The organism is Nocardia sp. GP40 (assembly GCF_050434125.1).
Lineage (GTDB): Bacteria > Actinomycetota > Actinomycetes > Mycobacteriales > Mycobacteriaceae > Nocardia > Nocardia albiluteola.
Genome location: NZ_JBNPVW010000004.1, coordinates 38,261 through 61,634, shown reverse-complemented (window position 1 = coordinate 61,634; position 23,374 = coordinate 38,261). Strand labels below are relative to the sequence as shown.

The 23,374-nt window shown below is 66.5% G+C and carries 29 protein-coding genes; 15 read left to right on the top strand and 14 right to left on the bottom strand.

The window, feature by feature from the left end; genetic code table 11:
• The first annotated feature begins 17 nt into the window (after nt 1-17).
• A complete protein-coding gene (locus ABH933_RS13480) occupies nt 18-518 on the top strand; it encodes a DUF4440 domain-containing protein (protein ID WP_429423065.1) in 501 nt (166 codons plus the stop codon).
• The gene (locus ABH933_RS13475; protein WP_429423067.1) at nt 515-1,861 is read left to right on the top strand and encodes a hypothetical protein; all 1,347 of its coding nucleotides are present in this window, start codon (nt 515-517) and stop codon (nt 1,859-1,861) included. Before ABH933_RS13480 ends, ABH933_RS13475 begins: the two co-directional genes overlap by 4 nt.
• 46 nt (nt 1,862-1,907) lie before the next feature.
• Here ABH933_RS13475 and ABH933_RS13470 read toward each other — a convergent pair whose 3' ends face one another.
• Entirely contained in the window at nt 1,908-2,780 is an 873-nt protein-coding gene (locus ABH933_RS13470; RefSeq protein ID WP_429423069.1) for a phosphotransferase, read from the bottom strand.
• A gap of 96 nt (nt 2,781-2,876) precedes the next feature.
• Nucleotides 2,877-3,443 (bottom strand): DUF4245 domain-containing protein, encoded by a 567-nt coding sequence (locus ABH933_RS13465; protein WP_429423070.1) that lies wholly within the window; start codon nt 3,441-3,443, stop codon nt 2,877-2,879.
• 184 nt (nt 3,444-3,627) lie between these two features.
• Here ABH933_RS13465 and glpX point away from each other — a divergent pair, with 184 nt between their 5' ends.
• From glpX to ABH933_RS13440, 5 genes are all read left to right on the top strand, one after another.
• Nucleotides 3,628-4,671 (top strand): class II fructose-bisphosphatase, encoded by a 1,044-nt coding sequence (glpX, locus tag ABH933_RS13460; RefSeq protein WP_429423072.1) that lies wholly within the window; start codon nt 3,628-3,630, stop codon nt 4,669-4,671.
• Between the two features lie 300 nt (nt 4,672-4,971).
• A complete protein-coding gene (locus tag ABH933_RS13455) occupies nt 4,972-5,808 on the top strand; it encodes a hypothetical protein (protein WP_429423074.1) in 837 nt (278 codons plus the stop codon).
• A complete protein-coding gene (locus ABH933_RS13450; protein ID WP_429423076.1) occupies nt 5,805-6,413 on the top strand; it encodes a class F sortase in 609 nt (202 codons plus the stop codon). Before ABH933_RS13455 ends, ABH933_RS13450 begins: the two co-directional genes overlap by 4 nt.
• 281 nt (nt 6,414-6,694) lie before the next feature.
• The gene (locus ABH933_RS13445) at nt 6,695-7,387 is read left to right on the top strand and encodes a response regulator transcription factor (RefSeq protein ID WP_429423079.1); all 693 of its coding nucleotides are present in this window, start codon (nt 6,695-6,697) and stop codon (nt 7,385-7,387) included.
• A 41-nt stretch (nt 7,388-7,428) separates the two neighbouring features.
• The gene (locus ABH933_RS13440; protein WP_429423081.1) at nt 7,429-7,728 is read left to right on the top strand and encodes a hypothetical protein; all 300 of its coding nucleotides are present in this window, start codon (nt 7,429-7,431) and stop codon (nt 7,726-7,728) included.
• A gap of 63 nt (nt 7,729-7,791) precedes the next feature.
• On the opposite strand, the gene ABH933_RS13435 is transcribed toward ABH933_RS13440, so the two are convergent.
• Complete coding sequence (locus ABH933_RS13435; protein ID WP_429423083.1) at nt 7,792-8,550, bottom strand: class I SAM-dependent methyltransferase; 759 nt, start codon at nt 8,548-8,550, stop codon at nt 7,792-7,794.
• Between the two features lie 112 nt (nt 8,551-8,662).
• Between ABH933_RS13435 and ABH933_RS13430 the strand changes: the two genes are divergently transcribed.
• A complete protein-coding gene (locus ABH933_RS13430; RefSeq protein WP_429423085.1) occupies nt 8,663-9,115 on the top strand; it encodes a nitroreductase family deazaflavin-dependent oxidoreductase in 453 nt (150 codons plus the stop codon).
• On the opposite strand, the gene ABH933_RS13425 is transcribed toward ABH933_RS13430, so the two are convergent.
• Entirely contained in the window at nt 9,084-9,860 is a 777-nt protein-coding gene (locus ABH933_RS13425) for an SDR family NAD(P)-dependent oxidoreductase (protein ID WP_429423087.1), read from the bottom strand. The two genes, ABH933_RS13430 and ABH933_RS13425, sit on opposite strands and share 32 nt — an antisense overlap.
• Nucleotides 9,861-10,030: 170 nt before the next feature.
• Here ABH933_RS13425 and ABH933_RS13420 point away from each other — a divergent pair, with 170 nt between their 5' ends.
• Nucleotides 10,031-10,351: a YciI family protein gene (locus ABH933_RS13420; RefSeq protein ID WP_429423089.1), complete on the top strand. Its 321-nt coding sequence runs from the start codon at nt 10,031-10,033 to the stop codon at nt 10,349-10,351.
• A gap of 2 nt (nt 10,352-10,353) precedes the next feature.
• Here the strand turns inward: ABH933_RS13420 and ABH933_RS13415 are convergent, their stop codons facing one another.
• Both ABH933_RS13415 and ABH933_RS13410 read right to left on the bottom strand, forming a co-directional pair.
• Nucleotides 10,354-10,644, bottom strand: a complete 291-nt coding sequence (locus tag ABH933_RS13415) for a WXG100 family type VII secretion target (protein WP_429455044.1) — start codon at nt 10,642-10,644, stop codon at nt 10,354-10,356.
• Between the two features lie 36 nt (nt 10,645-10,680).
• Nucleotides 10,681-11,073, bottom strand: a complete 393-nt coding sequence (locus ABH933_RS13410) for a WXG100 family type VII secretion target (RefSeq protein WP_429423093.1) — start codon at nt 11,071-11,073, stop codon at nt 10,681-10,683.
• Nucleotides 11,074-11,370: 297 nt separating this feature from the next.
• On the opposite strand from ABH933_RS13410, the gene ABH933_RS13405 reads away from it, so the two are divergent.
• Nucleotides 11,371-12,774, top strand: a complete 1,404-nt coding sequence (locus ABH933_RS13405) for a class II fumarate hydratase (protein WP_429423095.1) — start codon at nt 11,371-11,373, stop codon at nt 12,772-12,774.
• 19 nt (nt 12,775-12,793) lie between these two features.
• On the opposite strand, the gene ABH933_RS13400 is transcribed toward ABH933_RS13405, so the two are convergent.
• Nucleotides 12,794-13,984, bottom strand: coding sequence for an FAD-dependent monooxygenase (locus tag ABH933_RS13400; RefSeq protein ID WP_429423097.1), 1,191 nt, complete (start codon nt 13,982-13,984; stop codon nt 12,794-12,796).
• A gap of 96 nt (nt 13,985-14,080) precedes the next feature.
• Between ABH933_RS13400 and ABH933_RS13395 the strand changes: the two genes are divergently transcribed.
• Entirely contained in the window at nt 14,081-14,905 is an 825-nt protein-coding gene (locus ABH933_RS13395; RefSeq protein WP_429423099.1) for a TetR/AcrR family transcriptional regulator, read from the top strand.
• 18 nt (nt 14,906-14,923) lie between these two features.
• Nucleotides 14,924-15,367, top strand: coding sequence for a limonene-1,2-epoxide hydrolase family protein (locus ABH933_RS13390; protein ID WP_429423101.1), 444 nt, complete (start codon nt 14,924-14,926; stop codon nt 15,365-15,367).
• Between the two features lie 109 nt (nt 15,368-15,476).
• Here the strand turns inward: ABH933_RS13390 and ABH933_RS13385 are convergent, their stop codons facing one another.
• The 4 genes from ABH933_RS13385 to ABH933_RS13370 all read right to left on the bottom strand — a co-directional run bounded on the left by ABH933_RS13385 (nt 15,477) and on the right by ABH933_RS13370 (nt 19,732).
• Nucleotides 15,477-16,334, bottom strand: a complete 858-nt coding sequence (locus ABH933_RS13385; RefSeq protein WP_429423103.1) for an acyl-ACP desaturase — start codon at nt 16,332-16,334, stop codon at nt 15,477-15,479.
• A 94-nt stretch (nt 16,335-16,428) separates the two neighbouring features.
• The gene (locus ABH933_RS13380; RefSeq protein WP_429423105.1) at nt 16,429-16,959 is read right to left on the bottom strand and encodes an LGFP repeat-containing protein; all 531 of its coding nucleotides are present in this window, start codon (nt 16,957-16,959) and stop codon (nt 16,429-16,431) included.
• A 261-nt stretch (nt 16,960-17,220) separates the two neighbouring features.
• Entirely contained in the window at nt 17,221-18,513 is a 1,293-nt protein-coding gene (locus ABH933_RS13375; protein ID WP_429423214.1) for a PhoH family protein, read from the bottom strand.
• 847 nt (nt 18,514-19,360) lie between these two features.
• Nucleotides 19,361-19,732, bottom strand: coding sequence for a DUF488 domain-containing protein (locus tag ABH933_RS13370; protein ID WP_429423107.1), 372 nt, complete (start codon nt 19,730-19,732; stop codon nt 19,361-19,363).
• Between the two features lie 68 nt (nt 19,733-19,800).
• Here ABH933_RS13370 and ABH933_RS13365 point away from each other — a divergent pair, with 68 nt between their 5' ends.
• Nucleotides 19,801-20,073: a hypothetical protein gene (locus ABH933_RS13365; RefSeq protein ID WP_215918009.1), complete on the top strand. Its 273-nt coding sequence runs from the start codon at nt 19,801-19,803 to the stop codon at nt 20,071-20,073.
• 109 nt (nt 20,074-20,182) lie between these two features.
• On the opposite strand, the gene ABH933_RS13360 is transcribed toward ABH933_RS13365, so the two are convergent.
• The gene (locus ABH933_RS13360) at nt 20,183-20,365 is read right to left on the bottom strand and encodes a hypothetical protein (protein WP_429423109.1); all 183 of its coding nucleotides are present in this window, start codon (nt 20,363-20,365) and stop codon (nt 20,183-20,185) included.
• Between the two features lie 154 nt (nt 20,366-20,519).
• Here ABH933_RS13360 and ABH933_RS13355 point away from each other — a divergent pair, with 154 nt between their 5' ends.
• Together ABH933_RS13355 and ABH933_RS13350 are read left to right on the top strand one after the other, a co-directional pair.
• The gene (locus tag ABH933_RS13355; protein WP_429455031.1) at nt 20,520-20,783 is read left to right on the top strand and encodes a DUF4276 family protein; all 264 of its coding nucleotides are present in this window, start codon (nt 20,520-20,522) and stop codon (nt 20,781-20,783) included.
• A gap of 138 nt (nt 20,784-20,921) precedes the next feature.
• A complete protein-coding gene (locus ABH933_RS13350) occupies nt 20,922-21,908 on the top strand; it encodes an LLM class F420-dependent oxidoreductase (RefSeq protein ID WP_429423113.1) in 987 nt (328 codons plus the stop codon).
• A gap of 244 nt (nt 21,909-22,152) precedes the next feature.
• Here the strand turns inward: ABH933_RS13350 and ABH933_RS13345 are convergent, their stop codons facing one another.
• Together ABH933_RS13345 and ABH933_RS13340 are read right to left on the bottom strand one after the other, a co-directional pair.
• Nucleotides 22,153-22,932 (bottom strand): helix-turn-helix domain-containing protein, encoded by a 780-nt coding sequence (locus ABH933_RS13345; RefSeq protein WP_429423115.1) that lies wholly within the window; start codon nt 22,930-22,932, stop codon nt 22,153-22,155.
• 34 nt (nt 22,933-22,966) lie between these two features.
• The gene (locus ABH933_RS13340; RefSeq protein ID WP_308166640.1) at nt 22,967-23,326 is read right to left on the bottom strand and encodes a nuclear transport factor 2 family protein; all 360 of its coding nucleotides are present in this window, start codon (nt 23,324-23,326) and stop codon (nt 22,967-22,969) included.
• Nucleotides 23,327-23,374 lie beyond the last annotated feature (48 nt).

Genomic DNA, 23,374 nt, shown 5'->3' with positions numbered 1-23,374 from the left:
GATTGGAGCACAGCAGAATGCACACCCGACCTACGCTCGGTGATCCAGCACGGGCCACCACCGCCCACGAGGTGGCCACACGGTTCGCCGAAGGGCTGCAACAGTCCGGCGCGGCAGGCGACGCGGACGGCTACGATGCCACTTTCGCGGCAGACGTGGTGTGGGGCAGTCCATATGGTGCGTCGGTAGCCGGCTACACCGAATTGAACGCCATTCACCGCCGCTTGATGAATGCACAGGTCGCGCCGCCGTCGCACTTCGAAGTCGTCGGCGCGACGTCGCCCGCGCCGGGAGTCGTACTGACCCAGATCTCCAGGCTCGCCACCGAACCGGGCGGATTCTCCGAGATCGCCCTGTACGTACTGGTTGAGCGGGACGGCCGATGGTGGCTCGCGGGAGCCCAGAACACGCCGATCACGCAGCCACCCCAGCGAACCGGATCCGGTTCGGCTGCTCCCGGCGCGCATGCGGCGCGCAAGAGTGGTGCCAGCGCGGCCGTTCAGGATCGGTTGTCATGACAGAGAATTCAGATATCCGGTTGGGCGTGGTCCGGGGCATCCAGTACGGCCTGGTCGAGGAGACCGACAACTTCACGCCGCTGGTACGCAAGCTAGGGGCCGGTGGGGTTCGGGTGTTCTTCTACTGGTCGCAGCTCGAACCCGAACCGGGACGATACGACTGGTCGGCCGTGGACGCGGTGCTCGCGCAGAGCGACGAGGACACCGAACTGTGGTTCACGATCACCGCGTCCTCGCTGTGGGGATCGACCCGTGCCACCGATTTCCTGCCCGCCTCGACGCCACACGACCCCGACGGCTACGACGCCATGGTGCGCGCGCTGGTTGAGCACTGCGGCGGCCGAGTCCGGTACTGGCAGTGCGAGAACGAACCGTCGAACGGATTGTTCTGGGCGGACTCGGCCGACGACTACGTCCGGCACCTCGCCCGCTTCCAGGCGGCCGTCAAAGCCGGCGATCCGGCGAGCCAGGTCGTCCTCGGTGGCTGTGTACCAGGAATTTTCGCGAACATGGACGAGCCGGATTCCGAGCGTGAGTTCTTCCTGCATGTGATCGGCGCCTGCCACGACTACTACGACGTATTCGATCTCCACCCGTACGGCGACCCGTACCGGACACCGGTCATGGTCGAGAACGCCCGGGCCGCACTGCGCGCCGCAGGCGGCGAGAAGCCGGTCGTGATCGGCGAATACAACGGTCCGCTGCTCTTCGAGTTTCCTGAGGTGTACGGCGAACTGACCGACGTGCTCGCCACCGAGCCCATGCGGCCCTGGCACGCTCTGACCATCGCGGACTTCCGTTCGGGACAGACCATCATGCAGGAGACTCGCGCCGCGATGGAACGCCTGTACGAGCGCATGCCCGAATTACCCTCCGCCCTGCAGATGTTCATGCTCGACTGCCCGCCCGAGGCGGAGGCCGAATGGCACCGGCGCAACGCCGATGACATCGTGATCCGCAATATTCTCGCGCTGTCGTGCGGCATCGATCGCACCTTCTGCTGGCAGCTCGGACCCGACACCCCCGAACCCGCGGAACGCTATTCGTTCCTGGGCCTGCTGTTCCTGAAGTTCGCGCTCTACGGCCACGACGAGCACCGGCGCCCGGTCCGCTACTCGAGCGCGAACGCCCTTACCGAGCTGACCTTCCGCCTCGACGGCGCCAAGGCCGTCGAGCGGATCACCGTGCAAGACCGGCCCGATGCCTACATTTACGATCTCGTCGGCACGGAATGGCAGGTCGGCTGGTTGCGCCGAGAGGACCCAACGGCCGAACCGGAACCACTGGTGTGGAACGGAACCGCACTGAGTCCTCGGCCGATCTACGTGCGCGGCGGCCACTGAACAGCTCATTCGCCGCGCCCGTGCATCGTGAAGGCGTTCGGCTCGGCTATGTCTCCCCCAGCAGGCTCACCAGCCGCTCGTGCACGACCCGCCAATTGCCCGGCGCCAGATCGTCATCGGCAAGCATTTCCAGCGTCCGAACCACCTGCAACAGCCGAATACGTTGCGCGAGAAGTGGTTCAGCCGGATCGATGCCCATTCCCGCCAGGAACGAGGGCCAGGCCGCGGCCAGCACCTCGCTACCGGCGAGGCCGACCGACCAGGCCCACCGGGCCGCGTCGTACAGCGGGTCGGCGACGCGGACGGAGTCGAAATCCAGCAGGCCCGCGGCGACGTCGCCGCGCGCGAGAATGTTGTTCGGAACGTAATCGCCGTGGGCCAGCACCGCCGGGCGGCCGTCGAACAGGGCGGGCAGATCGGCCAGCGCCCGCTCCAGATCGGCGGATTGCTCGGCGGACAGGGCCGGGGCCAGGCATTCGGCCCATGCGTCCGCTCGTGCGCCGAGATACCGCGGGCGGGCCCACATGTCGTCGAGTTCCACATCGGCGCACGGTAATTCGGAGAAGGTCGCGAGCATCTCGCCCATCGACCGCGCCAGGACCGGGATGCGCGCGCGGCTGGCGACGGGTTCGCCCGGCGGCATCTCGAACACGATCCACGGCGGATCCTCCTCGACCTCGAACCGGCGGATGCGGGGTATCGCAATCCCCTTGTCCGCGGCCGGATCTCGCAGCGCGTCCATGATGCGCATCCGGCGTTCCGCGTCGGCGCCGCGGCGGTACAGCTGCGACACCACACGGGAGCCGTCGGCCAGGGTCACCACGGCGGTGTCGTGCTGCGTTCCCCACGTCGCGGGCGCAGCGTCGATAATCGGCTGATCCAATACCTGTTCGAGCCAACCGAAGTCCGCACGATCCACCCGGCCAACGTTAACCGAAATGGGCCCACGTCAACTGCGGGTTGCGCTGATCGAATCGCACGGCCGCGCCCCGACGGAGCGAAACCGCAGGCCGGATCAGGGCCGCAACGGCTGGGACGCATCGACCGCGCCGGCGAGGGTCGTATATGCCGCCTGGTTGCCGGCGCCCTTGATCAGCACCCGGACCGTCCCGAAGTCGGTGATCCATGCGGGCTCGGAGCCCTGCACGTGGTAGACGGTCCACTTCTGGTCGCCGACCTGCTGTGTGCCCGAGGGGCTGCGAGTCTGCAGGATGTGATCGGCCAGGGCCGATGCCGACGCATCGGACTGGGTCAGCTGCATGTACGTGCCCTGCGGTGTGATGAATCCGACCGTGCTCACCGGCCCCCCGGCCGCACCGGTGATCGTGTCGTGACTGCCGGAATTGGGGTGCCAGTCGCCCGGCAGGGCGGGCTCGCGGATCGGGAACGGCATCGTGTGCGCGTCGTCCTGCAGCGCCGCCTTCGCATCGAAGTGCGGAATGTTGCCCGGTGTCGGACCGCCCGCCGAGACGCTGCACTGCCCGGCCAGGGCGGCGAATCCCACACAGATCAGCAGCAGCGGAATCAACGACCAGAGCAGGTCACGGTAGTCGTTGAGGATGCGGGGTTTGGGATTCGCCACACGGCCAGTATCCACCTCCGGCCGATTCCCCTGTCATGCCCCCGAACGCCGGGAGGCACACGTCACAGCCCGCCGACCAGCGCGGGTTCGTTCATTACGGAGGTGGAACGGCAGTACCCGACGGTCCCGTCCAACCGTTCTGCGACAATTTACGCAGCAGTAGACAACGAGGAGGGCACCGCAGATGACGGCACCTACACCCGGAACCAGCCGCCGTGAGGCCCCGGACCGCAACCTGGCCATGGAATTGGTCCGGGTGACCGAGGCGGGCGCGCTGGCCGCGGGCCGCTGGGTCGGCCGCGGCGACAAGGAGGGCGGCGACGGCGCGGCCGTGGATGCGATGCGCCAGCTGGTGCACACGGTGTCCATGCGCGGCGTGGTGGTGATCGGCGAGGGCGAGAAGGACGAGGCGCCCATGCTGTACAACGGCGAGGCGGTCGGCGACGGCACCGGCCCCGAGGTCGACTTCGCGGTCGACCCGATCGACGGCACCACGCTGATGTCGAAGGGCTCCCCGGGCGCGATCGCGGTGCTCGCGGTCGCCGAGCGCGGCGCCATGTTCGACCCGTCGGCGGTGTTCTACATGGAGAAGATCGCGGTGGGCCCCGAGGCGGCCGACGTGATCGATCTGGCCGCCCCAATCTCGGAGAACCTGCGCCGGGTGGCCAAGGCCAAGGGCTCGTCGGTGTCCGACCTGACCGTCTGCATCCTGGACCGGCCGCGGCACACGCAGCTGATCAAGGACGTGCGCGAGGGCGGCGCCCGGGTGCGCCTGATCAACGACGGCGACGTGGCCGGCGCGATCGCCTGCGCCCGCCCCGATTCCGGCATCGACATGCTGATCGGCATCGGCGGCACCCCCGAGGGCATCATCGCGGCCGCGGCGATGCGCTGCATGGGCGGCGCGCTGCAGGGCCGCCTGGCCCCCACCGACGACGCGGAGCGCCAGAAGGCGCTGGACGCCGGGCACGACCTGGACCGCATCCTGTCCACCGAGGATCTGGTCGCGGGCGAGAACGTCTTCTTCTGCGCGACCGGCGTCACCGACGGCGACCTGCTGCGCGGCGTTCGCTACTACGGCGGCGGCGCATACACCCAGTCCATCGTGATGCGCTCCAAGTCCGGCACGGTCCGCATGATCGACGCCTACCACCGCCTGACGAAGCTGCGCGAGTACTCCTCGGTCGACTTCATCGGCGACGAACACGCGGTCCCGCCCCTGCCCTGAGGAAGACCCGAATTCGCCTGCCCGCCTTCGGCTTCCGAGGCGGGCAGGTGCGGTTCGATGACTCGGCGATGTGCACAGTGACGCATCGAGCGGCGCAGAAGCCGAGACGAACTGGAGAGCGAGATGTAGGGCGACGCCCTACACACACGGCAAACTCCCCGTAACGGCGTCGACGCCCGATACGACAGCTAAGACAAATCGTGTCGGGAATGTCCTGGAAGCGCAGGGATGATGTCAGCAAGATTCGCACGGGCCGCGGCGGTTGTCGCGGCGGCAATTGCGGTGGGTACGCCTACTGCCATGGCGGCCCCGACCACCACGGCGCCGCCCGTTCCGGGTGTGAACCTGGGCGGTAATCTCGGCGGCGGGCTCACCCTCGGCGGCGGCGTGGGGGCCGGTACGACCGGTGCGGTGACGCCGAGTGGCATTCCAGGGGCAAACCCCGGTGCCGGGATAGGTCTGAACGGCAATACCGGGGCGGGCATCAATACCAGCACCGGCGCGGGCATCAACGTCGACGGCGGCACCGGCGCGGGGATCAACACCGGCACAGGTGTGGGGGTCAATGGCAACGGCAATACCGGCATCGGCATCACTCCGAGTGCGGGCGCGGGCATCCTCGGCAATGGCCAGACGGGTATCGGCCTCAACGGCGGCACGGGCGCGGGCATCAACGGCAACGGGCAAACCGGCATCGGACTCAACGGCGGCACCGGCGCCGGTATCAACGGCAACGGCCAGACCGGCATCGGACTCAACGGCGGCACCGGCGCCGGTATCAACGGCAACGGCCAGACCGGCATCGGACTCAACGGCGGCGTCGGCGCGGGCGTGAATGGCAACGGCCAGACCGGGATCGGCCTCAACGGCGGTATCGGCGCGGGCGTCAACGGAAACGGCCAGACGGGTGTCGGTCTGACCGGCGCGGCGTTGGGCGGCGTCGACTTGGCCGGCGCCGGTGCGGCCGCGGCGGGACCGGACATCGCGTACGGCATGAGCATCCCGGCCGACGCGACCGTCGGTATCCCCGGCGGTGTGGCGGTCACCGACCAGGTCCCGCCCGGCGGATACGTGATTCCCAAGGGCGCACCGGACACCGGCGCCGGCGGCATGGCGCAGCAGGTGAGCGGGCAGTGAGCAGAATCAATTCCGGCGCAAGGCGTTTCGGCGCCGCCGGAGCGGCCGTGGCGATCGTCGCCGTGCTGGTCACCGGCTGCGGCTCGTCGAGCAGCACGCCGAGCGGCCACGCCGCGGCGACATCCACCGGCGTACAGACCGCACCGCCGATCAGCCGATCGACCCCGGTCTCGTTCAAGATCGCCTCGATCAATGCCTCGGGATCGCTGATCTCGGTTGGGCTCAACACCGATGGCTCGGTTCAGGTGCCCGCCAACTATCAGCAGGCCGGGTGGTACCAGAAGGGACCGGCCCCCGGCGAACAGGGATCGGCGGTGATTCTCGGTCACGTCGACTCGTACAAGGGCATCGGCGTGTTCTTCTCCCTGAAGCACGTCAAGTCCGGCGACACGATCGATGTGACCCGCGCCGACGGTAAGACCGCCCACTTCAAGGTCACCGATGTGCGGATGTACCTCAAGACGCAGTTCCCCGACCAGCTCGTGTTCGGCCCGCGCGGCGGGGCGACCCTGCAGGTGGTCACCTGCGGCGGCCAGTTCGATCAGGCGACGAAGAGCTACGAGTCCAACGTCGTGGTCTACTCGTCCCTCCAGTCGGTGACCTGACCCCTGTTCCCACTTCCGGCGCCGACCGGCTATTTCGTTCAAGAGTGGTTGGGGGAGAGGAAATTTGAGGCTCCCCCACCTCCTCGGGTAATCCTGGGCGTGCCCCGTAGTTCCGAACCGAGTTCTCTAATGATTCCCTAACGAATGCTCAACGAACACTGAAGATCCGCTTCCTACAGTCGTTTTCACCGATCAACTCCGATCGGCGCCCTCGGCGCGAAAGCGAGAAGACAATGACGGCACGCCTCGGACTCGGCAGGGTCCGTCACTAGTGTGGCCACATGACCGGAGAGCGGATCTTGATCGTGGACGACGAGGCTCGAGTGCTCGTGTCCCTGCGACGCGGGCTCGAACTCTCGGACTTCGACGTGATTACCGCGGGTAGCGGCGCGGAGGCCCTGAGCCTGGTCCGCACGGCGACACCCGACGCCATGGTGCTGGACGTGAACATGCCGGACCTGGACGGAGCGGGGGTCGTCACGGCGCTGCGGGCGATGGCCATCGACATTCCGATCTGCGTGCTCAGCGCCCGTACCGCGGTGACCGACCGCATCGCCTGCCTAGAGCGCGGTGCCGACGACTACCTCACCAAGCCCTTCGATCTCGGCGAACTCGTCGCCCGGCTGCGCGCCCTCCTGCGCCGCCGTCCGCTGATAGGGCAGCCGGTCGATTTGTGCCGGCTCGGGGAGGTGCGGATCGACCGCGCCGGACATCGGGTGCACGCGAGCGGAATTCCGGTCGAACTTACCAAGCGCGAATTCGAGGTGCTGGCCCTGCTGGCCGATCACGTCGGCATCGTGCTCAGCCGAGAGCAGATCCTGTCCGCGGTCTGGGGTTACGACTTCGCCACCGACACCAACGTGGTCGATGTGTTCGTCTCCTATCTGCGACGCAAGCTGGAGGCACACGGCGCGCCGCGAGTGATCCACACGGTGCGGGGCGTCGCAACACGCTGGCCATGCATGCCGGTTTGACGCGAGCGCTGGTCGCCGAATCAACCTTGCAGGGAGCGGGTGTGCCCGAGTTCGAACCACGGCTTCGCCTGATCATCAAAACGTATCTGGTGCATGCGCTGGGACAACTGTCCGAACAGGAACTGGAGACCAGGGCCTTCGTGATATCCAACGCCGGCCTCGCAATCTGCTACCGGCTCACCGCCGGCGACGCGATCGATACGGACTATGAGAATGTCATCACCGAAACCGCCGCAATGATCGGTGCCTGGCTCGTCCAGACGGCACGATCCTCCTCGCATCGCCACAGCCGAGTCGATGCGGGCGGGGCGGCGCTGCCACCGCCACCGCCGGCAACCTGATGCGCTTCCCTCACATTCGGCAGCAGGGTCTATAGGGGCCGTATGGCCCGGATGCCGAACTAGTTAGTCGAGGCGGGTGGCGGCCACGGCCCACACCGGTAGGTGCACCCGGTTGTTTTTCAGCAACGGCGCAATGACCTGGAGTTGTTCTTGCATCGGCTTCATCCGCTCAGCCCATCCCGAGTTGCCGCTCATCTCCTTGGTAAGCAGGGTGAATGTCTCCGGGCTGAAGGTGCCCTGGTAAGTGGTGGTTCCCAGGTAGTCGATGCGCCACCCGGCCGCGGGAAGCACCCGGCCGAAATTCTCCGCTGGCAAACCTTCGGGCGCAAGGCCGTTGACGTTGTGGCGCCCGATTTCGAACATAAACAGTCGCGCCCCCGGTTTAGTGGCCCGATGCAGGGCCTGCACGTACTGGGTCTGTGTTTGTTCGTCGTCGAGAAACACATGGTAGAACGCGCTGTCGACGACGGTGTCGAACCGATTCTCCAGGCCGTCGAGTCTGGTGGCATCGGCCACTTCGAAGTTCACCCTCACCCCGGCGCGCTCCGCGTTGCGCTTGGCCCGCTCGATCGCCGTCGGCGACGCGTCGATCCCGGTGGCCGAATAGCCCTTGGACGCGTAATGGATCGCGTGATGTCCCGGGCCGGTTCCGGGGTCCAGCACCTCACCCCGCACAGCGCCGTAGGCCACCAACTGCTGCACCACCGGCTGTGGGCCACCGATGTCCCAGGGGATCGATGCAGGAGAATCCTGCTCCGACGCCGCGTCACGGTACAGCGCTTCGAAGTCTGGCTGACCATCGTGGTTCGGTTCCGTGCTCATCACTCCTCCTTTGATTGCGGACGGGCCACACCTGAAGGGTCGTGCAAGAGATGAGACCAATGGTTCCGTAATTCGGTGGCAGACGCCACCAGACAGGCGGACACTCGAATTCATGGCCAAGCCGTATCGAGCATGGTGGGGCGTAAGGGCGTCCAACGCGTGGATGCGGATCGTGATACGCGCTGGATTGCCGATGTGGACTTTCCGTGTCCTCACGGTGCCCGGGCGTCGCACCGGCCGCGCGATCGAAACTCCGCTGGCGGTGTTCGAACAAGACGACCGGCGGTATCTGGTGGCGGCCTACGGAACGGTCAACTGGGTGCGCAACCTGCGTGCGGCACAAGGGAAGGCGGCGCTGCGCCACGGCAAACACGTCGAGACCGTAACGGCCGTGGAATTGCCCGCCGATCATGCGGCCAGAGTGTTGCGCGCGTCGCTGGTATCGGGACCGCCACGCGTTCCGAAACCCATTGTGGCGCTGTATCGACGGTTTTTCGTGCTGCCCTATCGTGTCGGCCTGACCGCCTTGGCCACTACATCCACCCCCCGGACGCGTCGACGGTAGCTCCGGTGATGTAGGACGCGTCCGGGGACAGTAGGAACGCGGCGACTGCGGCTATTTCGTCGGGTTCAGCCAGCCTGCCGACGGCGTTCATCGATCTGATGACTGCATCGGCGGCGACGTCGCGCAATGCGGGCGGGGTGTAGCGCGCGCCGGCTTCGGCGGCCATGTCGGTGGCGGTGCCCCCGGGTGCGATCGCATTGATTGCGATGCCGCGTTCGGCCAGCTCGGGCGCCAGGTTGAGCACCATCGCCGAGACAGCGGCCTTGCTTGCCGCATACAGGGTGTGCTGGTAGACGCCGATGCGGGCGCTGATCGAGGAGGTCAGCAGGATCCGCCCGCCGCCGGTCATCGCCTCCGCGGCAGCCTGGGTGGCGAACAGCTGCCCGGCGACATTGATGTGAAAGATTCGGTCGAAGTCGGACAGCGTGATGGATTGCAGTGCGCCGAAGTGCTCGACACCGGCGTTGCTGGCCAGGATGTCCAGGCCGCCGAACGCCCCCACCGCTCGCCCCACCAGGTCGTGAGTTTGGGCGGGATCGCTGATGTCGGCGCGAAATGCCGCGACCTGGTGACCTTTGCCGGTCAGCTCGGTGACAAGTTTATCGGCCGAGGACGCGTCGGCGACGTAGTTGACCGCGACCGCCGCGCCGTCGGCCGCCAGCCGCCGCGCGATCGCCGCACCGATACCCCTGCTGCCACCGGTGACCAGTGCCCGTTTGCCCACCAGCCGTGGTTGTTCAGTCATGACGCCCTCATTCACTATCGGACGAATTATTCCGCTCAACTTCGCTAAATCGGGCTGACAGGCTCTACGGTAACAGCAGACAGAATAATTCTTCGGGAGCTATAGCGGTCGCGTCGACACCTGCGGCATCGGCACCAACCTCGTGCTAAATCATTCGATGAGGAGAATCGGTGAACTGGTATTTGGTGCTTCGCCACGACCCGCACCCGATCGATGCCGACGACCCACTGCTCGAGCAGCACTTGAGCTGGATGCGCTCGCAGCACGATCACGGCACGGTCGTCATGTCCGGACCGGCGCGAGATCGCAGCACCGGCCTGTACGTGATGCGGGCGCACTCGCGAGACGACGCGGCCCGCGTCGCCGCCGAAGACCCCTTGGCGGCGCACCGGCAGGCCCGCATCGAGATCATCGAGTGGGAGGTGCACCAGATCCTGGGCACCGGTCCCTTCGACGTGGAGTCCCTGCGCGCCATGAGGCCTCGCGGCTAGTACTAGGCACCGATCGCCCTGAACCTCGCCCCATTTTCGTTATCCACTTGCCGAAACTGGACTACCGCGTCGTTAAGCGCGCTGGTGTGGCCGTTGAGATTCTCGACAAGCTGTGTCGAGTTCGCGTGAAAACCGGCATGAGCGTCCTTGAAATCATTCGATGCATTGCTTTGATATATGTCACTTATATCGTTTACGTGCCGCGAGAGCTGCCCCAGCGCTTCGTGCGTGCGACCGGTAGCATCGCGGGTCGCAGCGATATGCTGGTCGACCCCCTGGAAATTTACCCTCATAACCATGATGATTGCCTCCTTCTTCGTTATCTACAGTTAGATACCCGACAAATTGATACGTCCGCCGCCCGGCCCATCGATCGGGCCGCCGACCGGACCACCGCCCGGCCCGCCGACCAGGCCACCGCCCGGCTGGTTGACAATCATGGCCGCACCGCTCTGATCGACCTCAGCCATATTGACGCCGCTGCTCTGCAGCGTCTCGTAGATTTGCTGCAACGAGCCGTGCAACTGGTTCCACTGTCCTAGCACATTGTCGCCGTATTGTTGTCGGACTGCGCCCACATGCGGGGTCTGGATGTCCTCGGTCAACCTATTGTGTGCGTTCTGGAATTGCGACCTGAGTCCAACCAACTGATCGTGCAGCCCCCGAATTTTCACGGCGCCGTCCATCAGCTGCTGCGGATCACCTTGGTAGTATTCACTCATCTTCTTTTCCCTGAAGGCTGGTTCGTACAAGATATATGGTCGATGCTAGTAGTATCGAGGGCTCATCTTCTACTCGCTTTACCGGAGAGCCGCAATGTTCTGCGGTGCCTGCGACAATTGGAATCACGGCAGAACAAGGTGGGTTGAGCCTCGGACCACACGGGAACAATTGCTCACTTTTTCACCGAGCACCCGGCCGGCCGAGCACTACGGAGCTCGTTATTCCACCTCGGCCTGTGCGAAAGTCCTCACGCGCGGCGGACCCACACAGGTTCCGGCGGGCCTAGGCTCGGAACCATGAGCGACGACACGCAGTTCCGGATCGAACACGACACCATGGGCGAGGTCAAGGTTCCGGTGGACGCGCTGTGGCGGGCACAGACGCAGCGGGCGGTGGAAAACTTCCCGATCAGCGGGCGCGGGCTCGAGCGGGCGCAGATCCGGGCGCTGGGCCTGCTGAAGGCGGCCTGCGCGGCGGTGAACCGGGAGCTGGGGCTGCTCGATTCTGCCAAGGCCGAGGTGATCATCGCCGCCGCCGGGGAGATCGCGGACGGCAGGCACGACGAGCAGTTCCCGATCGACGTATTCCAGACCGGTTCGGGCACCAGCTCGAACATGAATGCCAACGAGGTGATCGCGAGCCTGGCCGCGGCCCGTGGGGTCACCGTGCACCCCAACGACGACGTCAATATGTCGCAGTCCTCGAACGATACCTTCCCCACCGCAACGCATCTGGCCGCCACCGAGGCCGTGGTGAAGGATCTGATTCCGGCCTTGGACCATCTGCGGCTCCGCCTGCTGGACAAGGCAACCGAGTGGCGCACGGTCGTGAAGTCCGGGCGCACCCACCTGATGGACGCGGTCCCGGTGACCCTCGGCCAGGAGTTCAGTGGTTACACCCGGCAGGTTGAGGCCGGAATCGACCGGCTCACAGCGACTTTGGTGCGCCTGGGCGAGCTGCCCATCGGTGGCACCGCGGTCGGCACCGGACTCAATGCTCCGGCCGGTTTCGGCACGAAGGTCGTTGCGGAACTGCAGCATTCGACCGGACTGGACGAATTGTCCGAGGCACGTAATCATTTCGAGGCGCAGGCCGCGCGCGACGGCCTGGTGGAGCTGTCGGGCGCGCTGCGCACGGTCGCGATCTCACTGACGAAGATCGCCAACGATATTCGCTGGATGGGCTCGGGCCCGCTGACGGGCCTGGCGGAGATCCAGCTGCCCGATCTGCAGCCGGGCTCGTCGATCATGCCCGGCAAGGTGAATCCCGTTCTGCCCGAAGCAGTTACGCAGGTCGCCGCGCAGGTCATCGGTAACGACGCCGCGGTCGCCTGGGGCGGCGGCAACGGCGCGTTCGAGCTGAACGTCTACATCCCGATGATGGCGCGCAACGTCCTGGAGTCGATTCGCCTGCTGGCCAATGTATCCCGGCTGTTCGCGGACAAGTGCATCAGCGGGCTGACCGCCGATACCGAGCGCCTGCGCCACCTGGCCGAATCCTCCCCGTCGATCGTCACGCCGTTGAACTCGGCGATCGGTTACGAGGAGGCGGCCGCGGTGGCGAAGCAGGCATTGAAGGAACACAAAACCATCCGCCAGACGGTCATCGACCGCGGATTGATCGGCGACGAACTCTCCCTCGCAGAGCTCGATCGCCGCCTGGACGTGCTGTCCATGGCGAAGGTGGAGGATTCCGAATAAAAATCTGATTTCCTGCCGCTTACACGGCGGCGGCCGCCAGCGCCGGGTAGTCCTTCAGGCCGGCATCCTTGGCCGCGTTGTCCGCGTACTTCGTCATCAGCGCGAAGGTTCGCGACTCCAGGAACCAGTTACGCATCGCGATGCCACGCGCGGTTCGTGGCGCCAGGAACCGCCCGGCATTGGAGTTCCCGGCGATCTTGGCGTTACGGCGCATGATCTCGTCGTAGCGAGTGAAGGCCCCGGCATGCTCGCCCCCGGCCGCCGCGAGCTCACCGGCCAGCACATAGGCGCCGACGACGGCCAGACCGGTTCCGAAGCCGCCCAGCGTATTTCCGTACGCGGAATCACCGATCAGCGCGATCCGGCCCTTCGTGTACCGACCCTTCATCCGGACCTGGCTGATCGAATCGAGGTAGAAGTCGTCCAGCCCGGGCAGTTCGGCGAGCATTGCCGGCACGGGACCGCCGACCTCGGAATAGGCGTCAGCGAGGATGCGCTGTTGCGCGGCAACGTCATCGCGGGGAATGTCGATTTCCGGGGAGGCGAAGATATAGTGCTGCGCAGCCTTGAAACCGCCACGCACCGCCAGCCGCCCCGGTTCGTTGTAGCCCTGCCCCCGCCTGCGCACGCGCGGCTCCTCGGGGTCGTATCCCCGTCCGGCGTCCCCGGCGATGACGTAGTAGTAGCCCAGGTGGTGGACGTAGTCCCGCTCGGGCCCGAATGCCAGGCGCCGCACCCGCGAGTGGATCCCGTCGGCGCCGAACACCAGATCGAAGGTGCGCGCCGGAGCGTGCTCGAACTCGACGTGCACGCCGTCGGCGGTCTCGGTGAGCGCGGCGACCGAATCGCCGAACAGGTAGGTGCAGGTCCCGGCGGTCTGCTCGTACAGGATCCGGGCCAGGTCGCCCCGCAGGATCTCGACATCACCGCCGAGGAAATCGCCTGACATCACGGCCAATTCGCGCCCCGCGTCGTCGGCGAACACCAGATCGGTCTTGCCGGTCTGCTGCCGCACGATCTCATCCCACACTCCCATCCGCTCGAGCACGGCGCGGTGCGTGGGCCCCTTGAAGTCGATGGCCTGGCCGCCGGGACGCAGCCGCGGCGCCCGCTCAACCACGGTGACATCGAAGCCGTAGCGGTGCAGCCAGTAGGCCAGGGCGGGGCCGGCGATGCTGGCGCCGGAGATGAGAACGGTCTTGTTACGCATGGTGAGCTCCGGTTTCTTAACTGTGTCTGTCGGACGCAATTTAGCGTACGATGGACACAGTTTGGCGTCAAGCCCGAATTCGGGAAGGATGGAGACATGACCGGACCGACCGCCCTCGAACTGCTCTGGGGCGCGCAGCGGCGGCCCAGGCGCGGGCCGAAGCCCTCGCTGTCGCTGGAGCGCATCGTCGCCGAGGCCATCGCGCTCGCGGATTCCGAAGGGCTGGACAGTCTTTCGATGCAGCGGCTGGCCGAACGGCTGGGCTGCACGAAGATGGCGCTGTATCGCTATGTGCCGGGCAAGGCCGAGCTGATCGCCCTGATGCTGGACGAAGCGATGGGCAATGCCCCGGATCTTGTTGCGACGGCGAAGAATTCGACCGAAGAACCGTGGCGGGCCCAGATGCGCGCCTGGACGGTGACCACCTTCGAATGGCAGCGCGCGCACCCGTGGACGCTCGAGGTCATCCTGCGCTCACGGCTGTTCGGCCCCAACGAGATCGGTTGGATGGAGGCGGCGCTGGCCGCCCTGGCACCGCTGGCCGAACGCGGCCTCACCGGCCCCGAGCGCCTCGACGCGCTGGTCCTGTTCGCCGGCCACGCCCGCTCCCTGGCCCAGGCGGCCATCGGCGGCAACACCGGCGACCTGGAGACCGAGATGGCCCGCCAGCTCACCGAGACCCTGGCGAGCCGGGCCGCAGACTTCCCGCACACCCTCGCCGCGTTCACCGAACCGGGCCCGCCCGAGACCCGCGACAACGCCCTGCACTTCGGCATCGACCGCATTCTCGACGGCCTGGCCGCCTTGATTGCACCGCAACCAGGCCATCATCCGCCGGCCCGACGAGCAACGCCAGTGGCAAGCAACGACACGCTGAAGGCGCGGGGAGGCGGGACCGTTTCCACCGTTTCGGACGCGTAGGCGGCTTAGAGTCGGAGCATGTCCGAGAAACCCGAGCTACGGCAAGATGCGATCACCACGGTGCGCGAGTTCTTCGCGGCGTTGGAGATGGGCGCGGTGGACGAGGCGCTCGATCTGCTCGACCCCGATATCGTCTGGAAAAACACCTCACTGCCCGATGTCCGCGGCCTGGGCCGCGTCGGCGGGCTGCTGCGCGGACTCAACCGGGATTCCTTCGGTTTCCGCGCCGACATCCATCACATCGCCATGGAATCGGACGGCCGCCCCGTCTCCGAGGGCGACACCGTCCTGACCGAGCGCACCGATTATCTGCGCGCCGGGCCCGTCGAGATCGCGTTCTGGGTGTGCGGAACATTCGAACTCGTCGACGGCCGCATCACCCTCTGGCACGACCATTTCAGCTGGGAGAATTTCGTGCGCGGCACCGCGGCAGGGCTCTGGAACGCTTTGCGCCGCCGCTGAGCCGGTATCGCCACACGCGACGTCGTCATCCACACACCTGCCCGAGGCCGGGTGTGCATTCCCGGCTGGGCCGGGATGCGGAGACAGGCACCCGCACCCCAGCAACCGTCTACCGGCGCAGGTGGGACAGCTCGGTGCGAGCCTTCTCCCCCTCCTCGCCGAAATCGGTGCGAGTGAAGACGTTCCAGCGGGCCAGGAGCGGCGCGAAGACCAGCTCGGGCTCGCGCGCGGGATCGTAGATGCCCCCCTCCGCCAGGACCGCCGTGCTGCTGCGGCCGTCGGCGAGGGTGAGCTCGGGCACCGCGAAGGCGGCCACCTGATCCGCGATCGCGCGCACGGCCTGATCCGGCGCCAGATCCAGGGCGGCGGACACCAGGTTGGCGAAGAACTCCGACTGCAGCTCGTCGTCGGCGGCGATGCGGTCGGCGATCGCGGTGACGATCAGGTTCTCCCCCAGCTCGGCGGTATTGCGGTGCCGCACCGCCGCGGCGCGCTCCTCGAAGGCGCAGGCGGCCAGCACATCCACCAGATGCAGCGCGGGGCGGCGGAATCCGGTGGTCATGTGCGCCATCCGCATCCGCTCGAGCTCCACCGGGTCCACCGCGCGGGTGACCATCAGGTAGTTGCGGATAATGATCTCGTGCCGGTTCTCCTCGGCCGTCCACCGGCCGATCCACCGCCACCAGGGACCGGTGCGCAGATACTTGGCGACCTCGCGGTGATACGAGGGCAGGTTGTCGGCGATCAGGACGCTGACGGTCAGCGCCACCTTCGCGACCTCACCGAGCTCGGATTGTTCCGGCTCCCAGTCGGTTCCGCCGAGGAACCCGAAGTTGCGGCCGTCGTCCCAGGGCACGTAGTCGTGCGGCTGCCAGCCGTCGGCGGCGTCGATGTGACGCCGAAGATTGTCCTCCACCGTCGGCGCAAGCGATTCCAGCAGCTCACGGTCGGTTAAAAGTGTTTGCACGCCGCTAACCTACAGATTGTTCTCAGAAAACGGGAGCGTACCCGATAACGGCCCGGGAACAGTGCGTTCCCGGGCCGCCTCGACGAGCTTTCGGTCACTTCGGGGTGACCGTGGTCTTCTCGTTCACCCAGCTGATGGTGCCGCCGCTGAAGTCGCTCACCTTGCCGCCGACGACGTCCTTCTCGTCGGTGGTCGGATAGCCGAGCTTGCCGTTGACGCCACCGTCGTTGTCCCACGCCTTGCGGATCTCGCCCCAGACCACGTGCGGCCCGGTCGGCTCGCTCCAGCAGATGGCGCCGCCGGTGAATTCCTGGCAGGAACCGCCGTTCGGGCCGCTGACCGAGTTGCCGGTCGGCGGGCCGAGCGGGCTGGACGCCCCGCCCGTCTCGTTGTACTTGGCCATCAGATGTCCGGTGATGGTGAACTCGCCGGTCGGCGTCTGAATCTTGGTCTCGGTCGGACCGGCGGCCGCGCCGCTCTGTGCGGCAGCGGCCGCAACGGTGGTCATGCTGGACGATGAGCTGGACGAGGAACCGTCGTTGTTGCTGCTGCAGGCGGTGAAGAAGAGGGTCGTCGCGGCGAGGGTCATGGTGGTCGCGGCCGTGCGTCGAGCGAGGTGGTGCATGTCCATCCTCTCGAGAGAGGCTGCCGGCGACGCCGTGTCGCCGACAACCCGAAGCCGGTGTTCGGCTAAATTTCGGCGAACCACTGAGGGCTCAGAGAAACCGTGCCGAACAGGTATCCCGGCGAAATATACTCGCCGCCTCCCGAGAATTACGAATGCTGCAGAGTTGCCATGTCCGGTGAACTCCCTCGCTCCCGATCGAGCCGATCAGGAGCGAGGGTGCGCCACTTTCCGGCTCCAAGTAGGTAGCCGGGCAACGGATCAGGCGTGCGGGCCGTACTCCTCCAGCATCTCCGTCACCAGTGCGGCGATCGGCGATCGCTCACTCCGGGTGAGTGTGACGTGCGCAAAGAGCGGATGCCCCTTGAGCTTTTCGATCACCGCCGCGACCCCGTCGTGCCGTCCGACACGCAGGTTGTCGCGCTGTGCGACGTCGTGAGTGAGCACGACCCGCGACCCACTGCCCAGCCGGCTCAGCACCGTGAGCAGGACATTGCGCTCGAGCGACTGCGCCTCGTCGACGATCACGAATGAATCGTGCAGCGATCGGCCGCGAATGTAGGTCAGCGGCAAGACTTCCAGCATCCCGCGGCTGAGCACCTCCTCCAACACCTCCGGACTGGCCAGCCCGTCGAGGGTGTCGAAGACCGCCTGGGCCCACGGCCCCATCTTCTCGCTCTCGGAGCCGGGCAGATAGCCGAGCTCCTGGCCGCCGACCGCGTACAGCGGGCGGAACACCACCACCTTGCGCTGAGATCGCCGCTCCAGCACCGCCTCCAGGCCGGCGGTCAGCGCCAGCGCGGACTTTCCGGTTCCGGCCTTGCCGCCGAGGGAGATGATGCCGACGCTCTCGTCCAGGAGCAGATCCAGCGCGATGCGCTGCTCGGCCGAGCGCCCGTGCAGCCCGAACGCCTCCCGATCGCCGCGCACCAGTTGGACCCGTTTGTCCGGCGTGACCCGTGCCAGTGCACTGCCATTCGCGCCCAGCAGCCGAATTCCGGTGTGGCAGGGAATGTCCCGGGCCTCGTCGAGGTCGATCACCGAGTCGGAGTACAGCCGGTCGACGGTCTCGGCGCTGACGTCCAACTCGGTCATGCCGGTCCATCCCGAGGTGATCACGTCCTGCGCGTGATACTCCTCGGCGTGCAGACCGACCGCACCGGCCTTGACCCGCAACGGAATATCCTTCGACACCAGCACCACCGTCTGGCCCTCGGCGGCGAGATTGAGCGCGCAGGCCAGGATGCGGGAATCGTTCGTGTCGGTACGGAATCCGACCGGCAGCACCTCCGGATCGGTGTGGTTGAGCTCGACGTGCAGGGTGCCGCCGACAGTCCCGATCGGGATCGGCTCGTCGAGGCGTCCGTGCTCGATGCGCAAATCGTCCAGCAGGCGCAGCGCCTCGCGGGCGAACCAGCCGAGCTCGTGATGATGCCGTTTGGCTTCCAGTTCGCTGATCACCACCAGCGGCAGCACCACCCGGTGCTCGCCGAAACGCGTGACGGCCCAGGGGTCCGACAGCAAAACGGAGGTGTCGATCACAAAGGTTTTCAATCCGGTGGCGCCGGATCCAGAGGTGTGGGCTCCCTTTCCGGAGCCGCCGCTCGTGGTGGAGCGGGCATTCGAGGGAGCGATGACGGAGCGTGCATCAGTCACGGTGGGCTCCTTTGTTGTCCGTACTACACCCGTACAGACCTATCTCGCTGGGCCGGTCCGCCCCGGGGTCATATGACCCGGAGGCCGGGTGCCGGCCCCCTCGCACTGAAGTTCTCAGTCACGATCAGGACCTCCCGTACGAGCCACACCTTCGCAGCCCGCACATCCGACGTTACTGCGGTTTCCCGATTGAGGCTCGCCGGTTTGTTCGCATGTTGGTGAAGATCCCGTTAACGCCTCGGGCTGGTCTACGGGCGGAGTGAGGTTTCGGCGGCGGAGATTTCGCAGGTCAGGCGGGTCCTCGAAGGGGACATCGAGGGTCTGTGATTTACGCGACACGCCGAGAATTAGCGGTGACTCGCCGCGCCGATGAGGAGTGCGTGCCGGACAGACCGGCTGGTCGGGAAGAACTGGGGCGGGGTGGATCTCGTGCAGGGCACGTCGGCGGGAGACAGCGCGGTCCAGCGCAGACGATCCATGCCTAGCCCGCCCCGTCACCGGGCAGCTGCGGCGGCGAGCGACCCTGCCGGATTGTGCTGGCGCCCTGCCGGTCTCGGCGGCCGATGGTTCGACTCGGCGGTAACCGCCACCGGCACCCTCGGATCCCTCACCGAGACATCCGATGTCATGAGAGCCGGCGCCGGTCGGATCGTTGCCGAGGCGCGCGCTGGAACGGCGCTACCGGCGGCCGCGCTGCCGGCGGCCGCGCTGTCCGCGACGCCAGCGATGTCTCCGGCCGCGATCCTCAGGCGCGAAGTTGCTCGAGTAGAACCGTCACATGGCTGTGGATCGGGTCTCGCACCGCGGTCACCAGCGTCACCGGCCCCGCCTCGCCCAGTTCCCGCAGGCGCGCCAGCGCCTCCTGGTGCTCATCGTCGGCAAGCTCGGCGCCGTACTTGCGCGCGAACTCGGCCGCCCGATGATCCGGATCCGCGTGGAACCACCGCCGCAGATCCTCCGAGGGCGTCACCGCCTTCATCCACTCATCGATCCGCGCCCGCTGTTTGCTGACCCCGCGCGGCCAGAGCCGGTCGACAAGCACCCGATACCCATCCTCCGGATCAGGCTCGTCATACACCCGCTTCACCCGAAAGCCCACCGCCGGTTGCTGCGCCATACCTCCATGGCAGCACGACTTCCCCCACAGCACGAGGACCCCGCGCCCGAAACCGATAGAGTCGTCTCATGCCCGAAGCTGCCGACCTGGAAAAGCTCTCCTCCAAAGACCTCCACGACCGCGCCGTCAAACACGCCGTCCGCCACGGCGACGTCCGCTTCCTCTGGAAGCTCCTGGAACAGATCCCCGCCGCCGAGGCAGCCATCGGCAACCTGAACGAAAGCGCAGCAGACATCAAATACGTCCTGCCCATGCTGGACGACTACCTGCACGCCGGAGACGGGGACATCGCCGAGGTCCTGCGACCGTTGTACGTGGAGTACCTCACCAAGCACGCTTGAGGTTCGCGCCGGCGTGAACTCATCTTCGGCCATCCGTAGAGGCGCTTGGGTGTGCGACGACCTCATTTCAACCCGATCCGAACAACAACACATGAGCTCGCCGCGTCGGTCAGATCGTCCTCTGCGATCGCCAAGCCTCGGACGAGATACTGTTACTTACCGAGACGGTGCCGGTGTGATATTCGGCGACCGGGTCGGCCATGTTCTGCGCAGCACTGACCACATTATCCGCGCCGGTGCGCAAGGTGCCGAAGTGATCCTGGATCAGTTGTAGATTGGTTTTGTCGTCCATTCCGTCGAATAGCTCTGAAATGGCCGATAGTCCTGCAGCCATACCTGAGTGCACAGGGCTGGTATGTCGGGTGGTTCATCGTCAAGACCAAGCGTCCGGCTGTAGGGAGTGCGCATCGCGGCGGGCTGAGCACATGGCCCCGACTGGAGATGGAGTGTTCGCCGCCCACGCCGAACTCGGAGAGCTGTATGGCGACAGGACTCTGTCGGACCGGCTACACCATGACATCGCTCGTGCGGGCGGACCCGAGCTGATCAACAATGATCCAGCCACCGCACCCTCCAAGCGGCTGCTGCGGTATCAGCCGGGGTACGTGAAGGTTACCGAGGGGCCGCTGGCGGTCGCCGAGCTGGGCATTGATGCGATTCGAGCCCAGTGCCCACATACGGATGCATGGCTGGCGAAACTGGTGGAGTGAGTCGGTCAGCCCAGGTCAGCAGTACCTTATGCACGTTCTGGGCGCGCACCCACCGCGCATGAAGCGGTGATTCGCTCACAGCGAACTTGGTTCGGTGGCGTTGACTTGGAGTGCACTCCAGGTCATAGCGTTGTCCGCATGACGAACGCACAGGGTTCCGGGACGGGTAAGCGGCGGATTCGGTTGGGGTATCAGATGCCGCATTTCAGTCATCCGGCGTCGGCTCGGGAGTTGTTCCCGTCGGTGATCGAGCAGGCTCGGGCAGCGGAGGTGGCGGGGTTCGATGCCGCGTTCGTGATGGATCACTTCTATCAGTTGCCGAATCTGGGGGCGCCTGATGAGCCGATGTTGGAGGCTTACACCGCGCTGGGGGCGTTGGCCACGGCGACCGAGCGGATTCAGTTGTCCACCTTGGTGACCGGTAATACCTATCGGAATCCGGCAATGCTGGCCAAGACCGTTACCACGCTGGATGTGGTGAGTGGTGGGCGTGCGGTGCTGGGGATCGGGGCGGGGTGGTTCGAGCTCGAGCACAACTCCTTCGGGTACGAGTTCGGTACCTTCACCGAGCGGTTCGAGCGGTTGGAGGAGGCGCTGCAGATCATTGCGCCGATGCTGCACGGTGAGCGGCCCACCTTCGACGGCAAGTGGTACCACACCCGCGAGGCGATCAACGAGCCGCGGATTCGCGACGATCTGCCGATCATGCTCGGTGGCGGCGGGGAGAAGAAGACCTTCTCCATGGCCGCTCGGTACGCGGATCATCTCAACATCATCTGCAACGCAAGCGAATTGCCGCGCAAGGTCGAGGCGCTGCACGCTCGCTGCGAGGAGAACGGGCGCGATCCCAAGACGCTGGAGACCAGCTTCCTGGCCTTCGCGATCATCGACGAGGACGGCGACCGCGCTCGCAAATTCCAGGCCGACCACCAGGCGAAGGCCTCGATGGACCTGTCCGACCGCCAGTTCGTCGGCACCCCGGACGATGTCGCCGAGCAGATTCAGCGCCGCGTCCTGGATCACGGCATCGACGGGGTCATCGTCAACATGATCGCCAACGGCCACGAGCCGGGCGTGCTGGAACTCGCCGGTAAGGCGCTGAGCCCGCTGGTGCACAAGGACTGAGGCCCGCCCCCGCCGCCCTGAGAGTAAGGGCGGCGGGGAACCCCGGTGAACCCCTGAGCAGACCTATCGAGTTCGGGTCTCCAGCTCGCCACATATGCGCTGAACGCGCAGGCCACAGTGGTTGCCCGAGCGGCCGTCCGAGCGCCGCCCCGGCTCGCCGACCATCGCCGCAGCCCGAAGCCCCCCTCCGCTGACAGCCTCGGGCCCCGGCGTGTAAAGACCGGGATTACGTTGCCCGCGAGCGCTATTCGGCGAGGTATGCGGCGGTCTCGCTGTCGGCGGGCAGGAACGTCTCCAGTGCGAGCTCGGAGACGGTGATGTCCATCGGTGTATTGAAAGTCGCGATCACCGAGATGAATGCCAGTACGCGCCCGTCGGATTCGAACAGCAGCGGCAGGGCGGGTGCGGCGGTGACAGGCGCCAGTTCCTCGCCGCAGTTGTGCGGTGGCGGGTAGCTCTCGACCTCCTCGTAGAGGTCGCGCAGGCGGTCCGAGCGGGTCAGGGCCAGCTGGCGGCGCATCTGGTGCAGGAGGTGGCCGCGCCATTGGGCGTAGTTGCGGATGCGGGGCGCCATGCCGCGCGGGTGCAGTGTCAGGCGCATGGCATTGGGGCGGTTCAGTAGCTCCGGTGCGACATCCGAAAGCATCAGCCCCACACTGCGATTGGCCGCGACGACGTCGTATGCGCCGTCCAGAATCAGGGCCGGGAACGGTTCGTGGGCCCTGGCCAGTTGCTCCAGGTTGGCGCGGACCTCGCGCATGTGCGGGTCGTCCAGGGAGTGCTCGGGGAAATGTGGGGCGTAGCCGGCGGCGACCAGCAGCGTATTGCGCTCGCGCACAGGCACATCCAGGTGGTCGGCCAGGCGCAGCACCATCTCGACGCTCGGCCGCGAGCGGCCGGTCTCGATGAAGCTGATGTGCCTGGCCGAGGAGTCGGCCGCGAGCGCGAGATCGAGCTGGCTCAACCGTCTGCGGTTGCGCCACTCGCGCAGTAGCGGGCCGACTCCCGGCGGGGCGGTGGTCATGAAATGACCGTACCGCGCGGCGAGGGTCATTCGATCACGCTGGGACGCGATCGAGGAAGCCGAGCACGGCGCGGATGCGGCCGTCCTCGTCCAGCTCGATAACGTCCGACCCAGCAACCGGCGCGGTGCCGTCGGGGGCGACCAGCTCCCAGCTGAAGCGCGCGGTGTCGTGGTGACCGTCCACCGCGCCGAGCGGTCGGAACACGAAGCCCGGGAACTGCTCGTGCACGCCGGCGATGGCCGCGGTCAGCTGCTCGTGGCCGCGCACGTCGGTCAGCGGGTCGACGTAGCTGCCCTCCTCGGTCCACGCCTTGGCGACCGCGTCGGCCAGCTCGGCGCCGGTCGCGTTCCACGCGGTGAAGTAGCGTTGGGCCGCGTCGTCGTACATGCTCATATCGGGTTCTCCCTCTTCGGATCTGTTGTGATCGGAACGTCACCAACA

Bases quoted from the DNA above. Each gene is read 5' to 3' on its own strand.
- ABH933_RS13480 (WP_429423065.1), top strand. From the start codon at position 18: ATGCACACCCGACCTACGCTCGGTGATCCAGCACGGGCCACCACCGCC.
- ABH933_RS13475 (WP_429423067.1), top strand. From the start codon at position 515: ATGACAGAGAATTCAGATATCCGGTTGGGCGTGGTCCGGGGCATCCAG.
- glpX (WP_429423072.1), top strand. From the start codon at position 3,628: ATGACGGCACCTACACCCGGAACCAGCCGCCGTGAGGCCCCGGACCGC.
- ABH933_RS13455 (WP_429423074.1), top strand. From the start codon at position 4,972: ATGGCGGCCCCGACCACCACGGCGCCGCCCGTTCCGGGTGTGAACCTG.
- ABH933_RS13445 (WP_429423079.1), top strand. From the start codon at position 6,695: ATGACCGGAGAGCGGATCTTGATCGTGGACGACGAGGCTCGAGTGCTC.
- ABH933_RS13435 (WP_429423083.1), bottom strand. From the start codon at position 8,550: ATGAGCACGGAACCGAACCACGATGGTCAGCCAGACTTCGAAGCGCTG.
- ABH933_RS13430 (WP_429423085.1), top strand. From the start codon at position 8,663: ATGGCCAAGCCGTATCGAGCATGGTGGGGCGTAAGGGCGTCCAACGCG.
- ABH933_RS13425 (WP_429423087.1), bottom strand. From the start codon at position 9,860: ATGACTGAACAACCACGGCTGGTGGGCAAACGGGCACTGGTCACCGGT.
- ABH933_RS13415 (WP_429455044.1), bottom strand. From the start codon at position 10,644: ATGAGGGTAAATTTCCAGGGGGTCGACCAGCATATCGCTGCGACCCGC.
- ABH933_RS13410 (WP_429423093.1), bottom strand. From the start codon at position 11,073: ATGAGTGAATACTACCAAGGTGATCCGCAGCAGCTGATGGACGGCGCC.
- ABH933_RS13405 (WP_429423095.1), top strand. From the start codon at position 11,371: ATGAGCGACGACACGCAGTTCCGGATCGAACACGACACCATGGGCGAG.
- ABH933_RS13400 (WP_429423097.1), bottom strand. From the start codon at position 13,984: ATGCGTAACAAGACCGTTCTCATCTCCGGCGCCAGCATCGCCGGCCCC.
- ABH933_RS13395 (WP_429423099.1), top strand. From the start codon at position 14,081: ATGACCGGACCGACCGCCCTCGAACTGCTCTGGGGCGCGCAGCGGCGG.
- ABH933_RS13390 (WP_429423101.1), top strand. From the start codon at position 14,924: ATGTCCGAGAAACCCGAGCTACGGCAAGATGCGATCACCACGGTGCGC.
- ABH933_RS13380 (WP_429423105.1), bottom strand. From the start codon at position 16,959: ATGCACCACCTCGCTCGACGCACGGCCGCGACCACCATGACCCTCGCC.
- ABH933_RS13370 (WP_429423107.1), bottom strand. From the start codon at position 19,732: ATGGCGCAGCAACCGGCGGTGGGCTTTCGGGTGAAGCGGGTGTATGAC.
- ABH933_RS13365 (WP_215918009.1), top strand. From the start codon at position 19,801: ATGCCCGAAGCTGCCGACCTGGAAAAGCTCTCCTCCAAAGACCTCCAC.
- ABH933_RS13360 (WP_429423109.1), bottom strand. From the start codon at position 20,365: ATGGACGACAAAACCAATCTACAACTGATCCAGGATCACTTCGGCACC.
- ABH933_RS13350 (WP_429423113.1), top strand. From the start codon at position 20,922: ATGACGAACGCACAGGGTTCCGGGACGGGTAAGCGGCGGATTCGGTTG.
- ABH933_RS13345 (WP_429423115.1), bottom strand. From the start codon at position 22,932: ATGACCACCGCCCCGCCGGGAGTCGGCCCGCTACTGCGCGAGTGGCGC.
- ABH933_RS13340 (WP_308166640.1), bottom strand. From the start codon at position 23,326: ATGAGCATGTACGACGACGCGGCCCAACGCTACTTCACCGCGTGGAAC.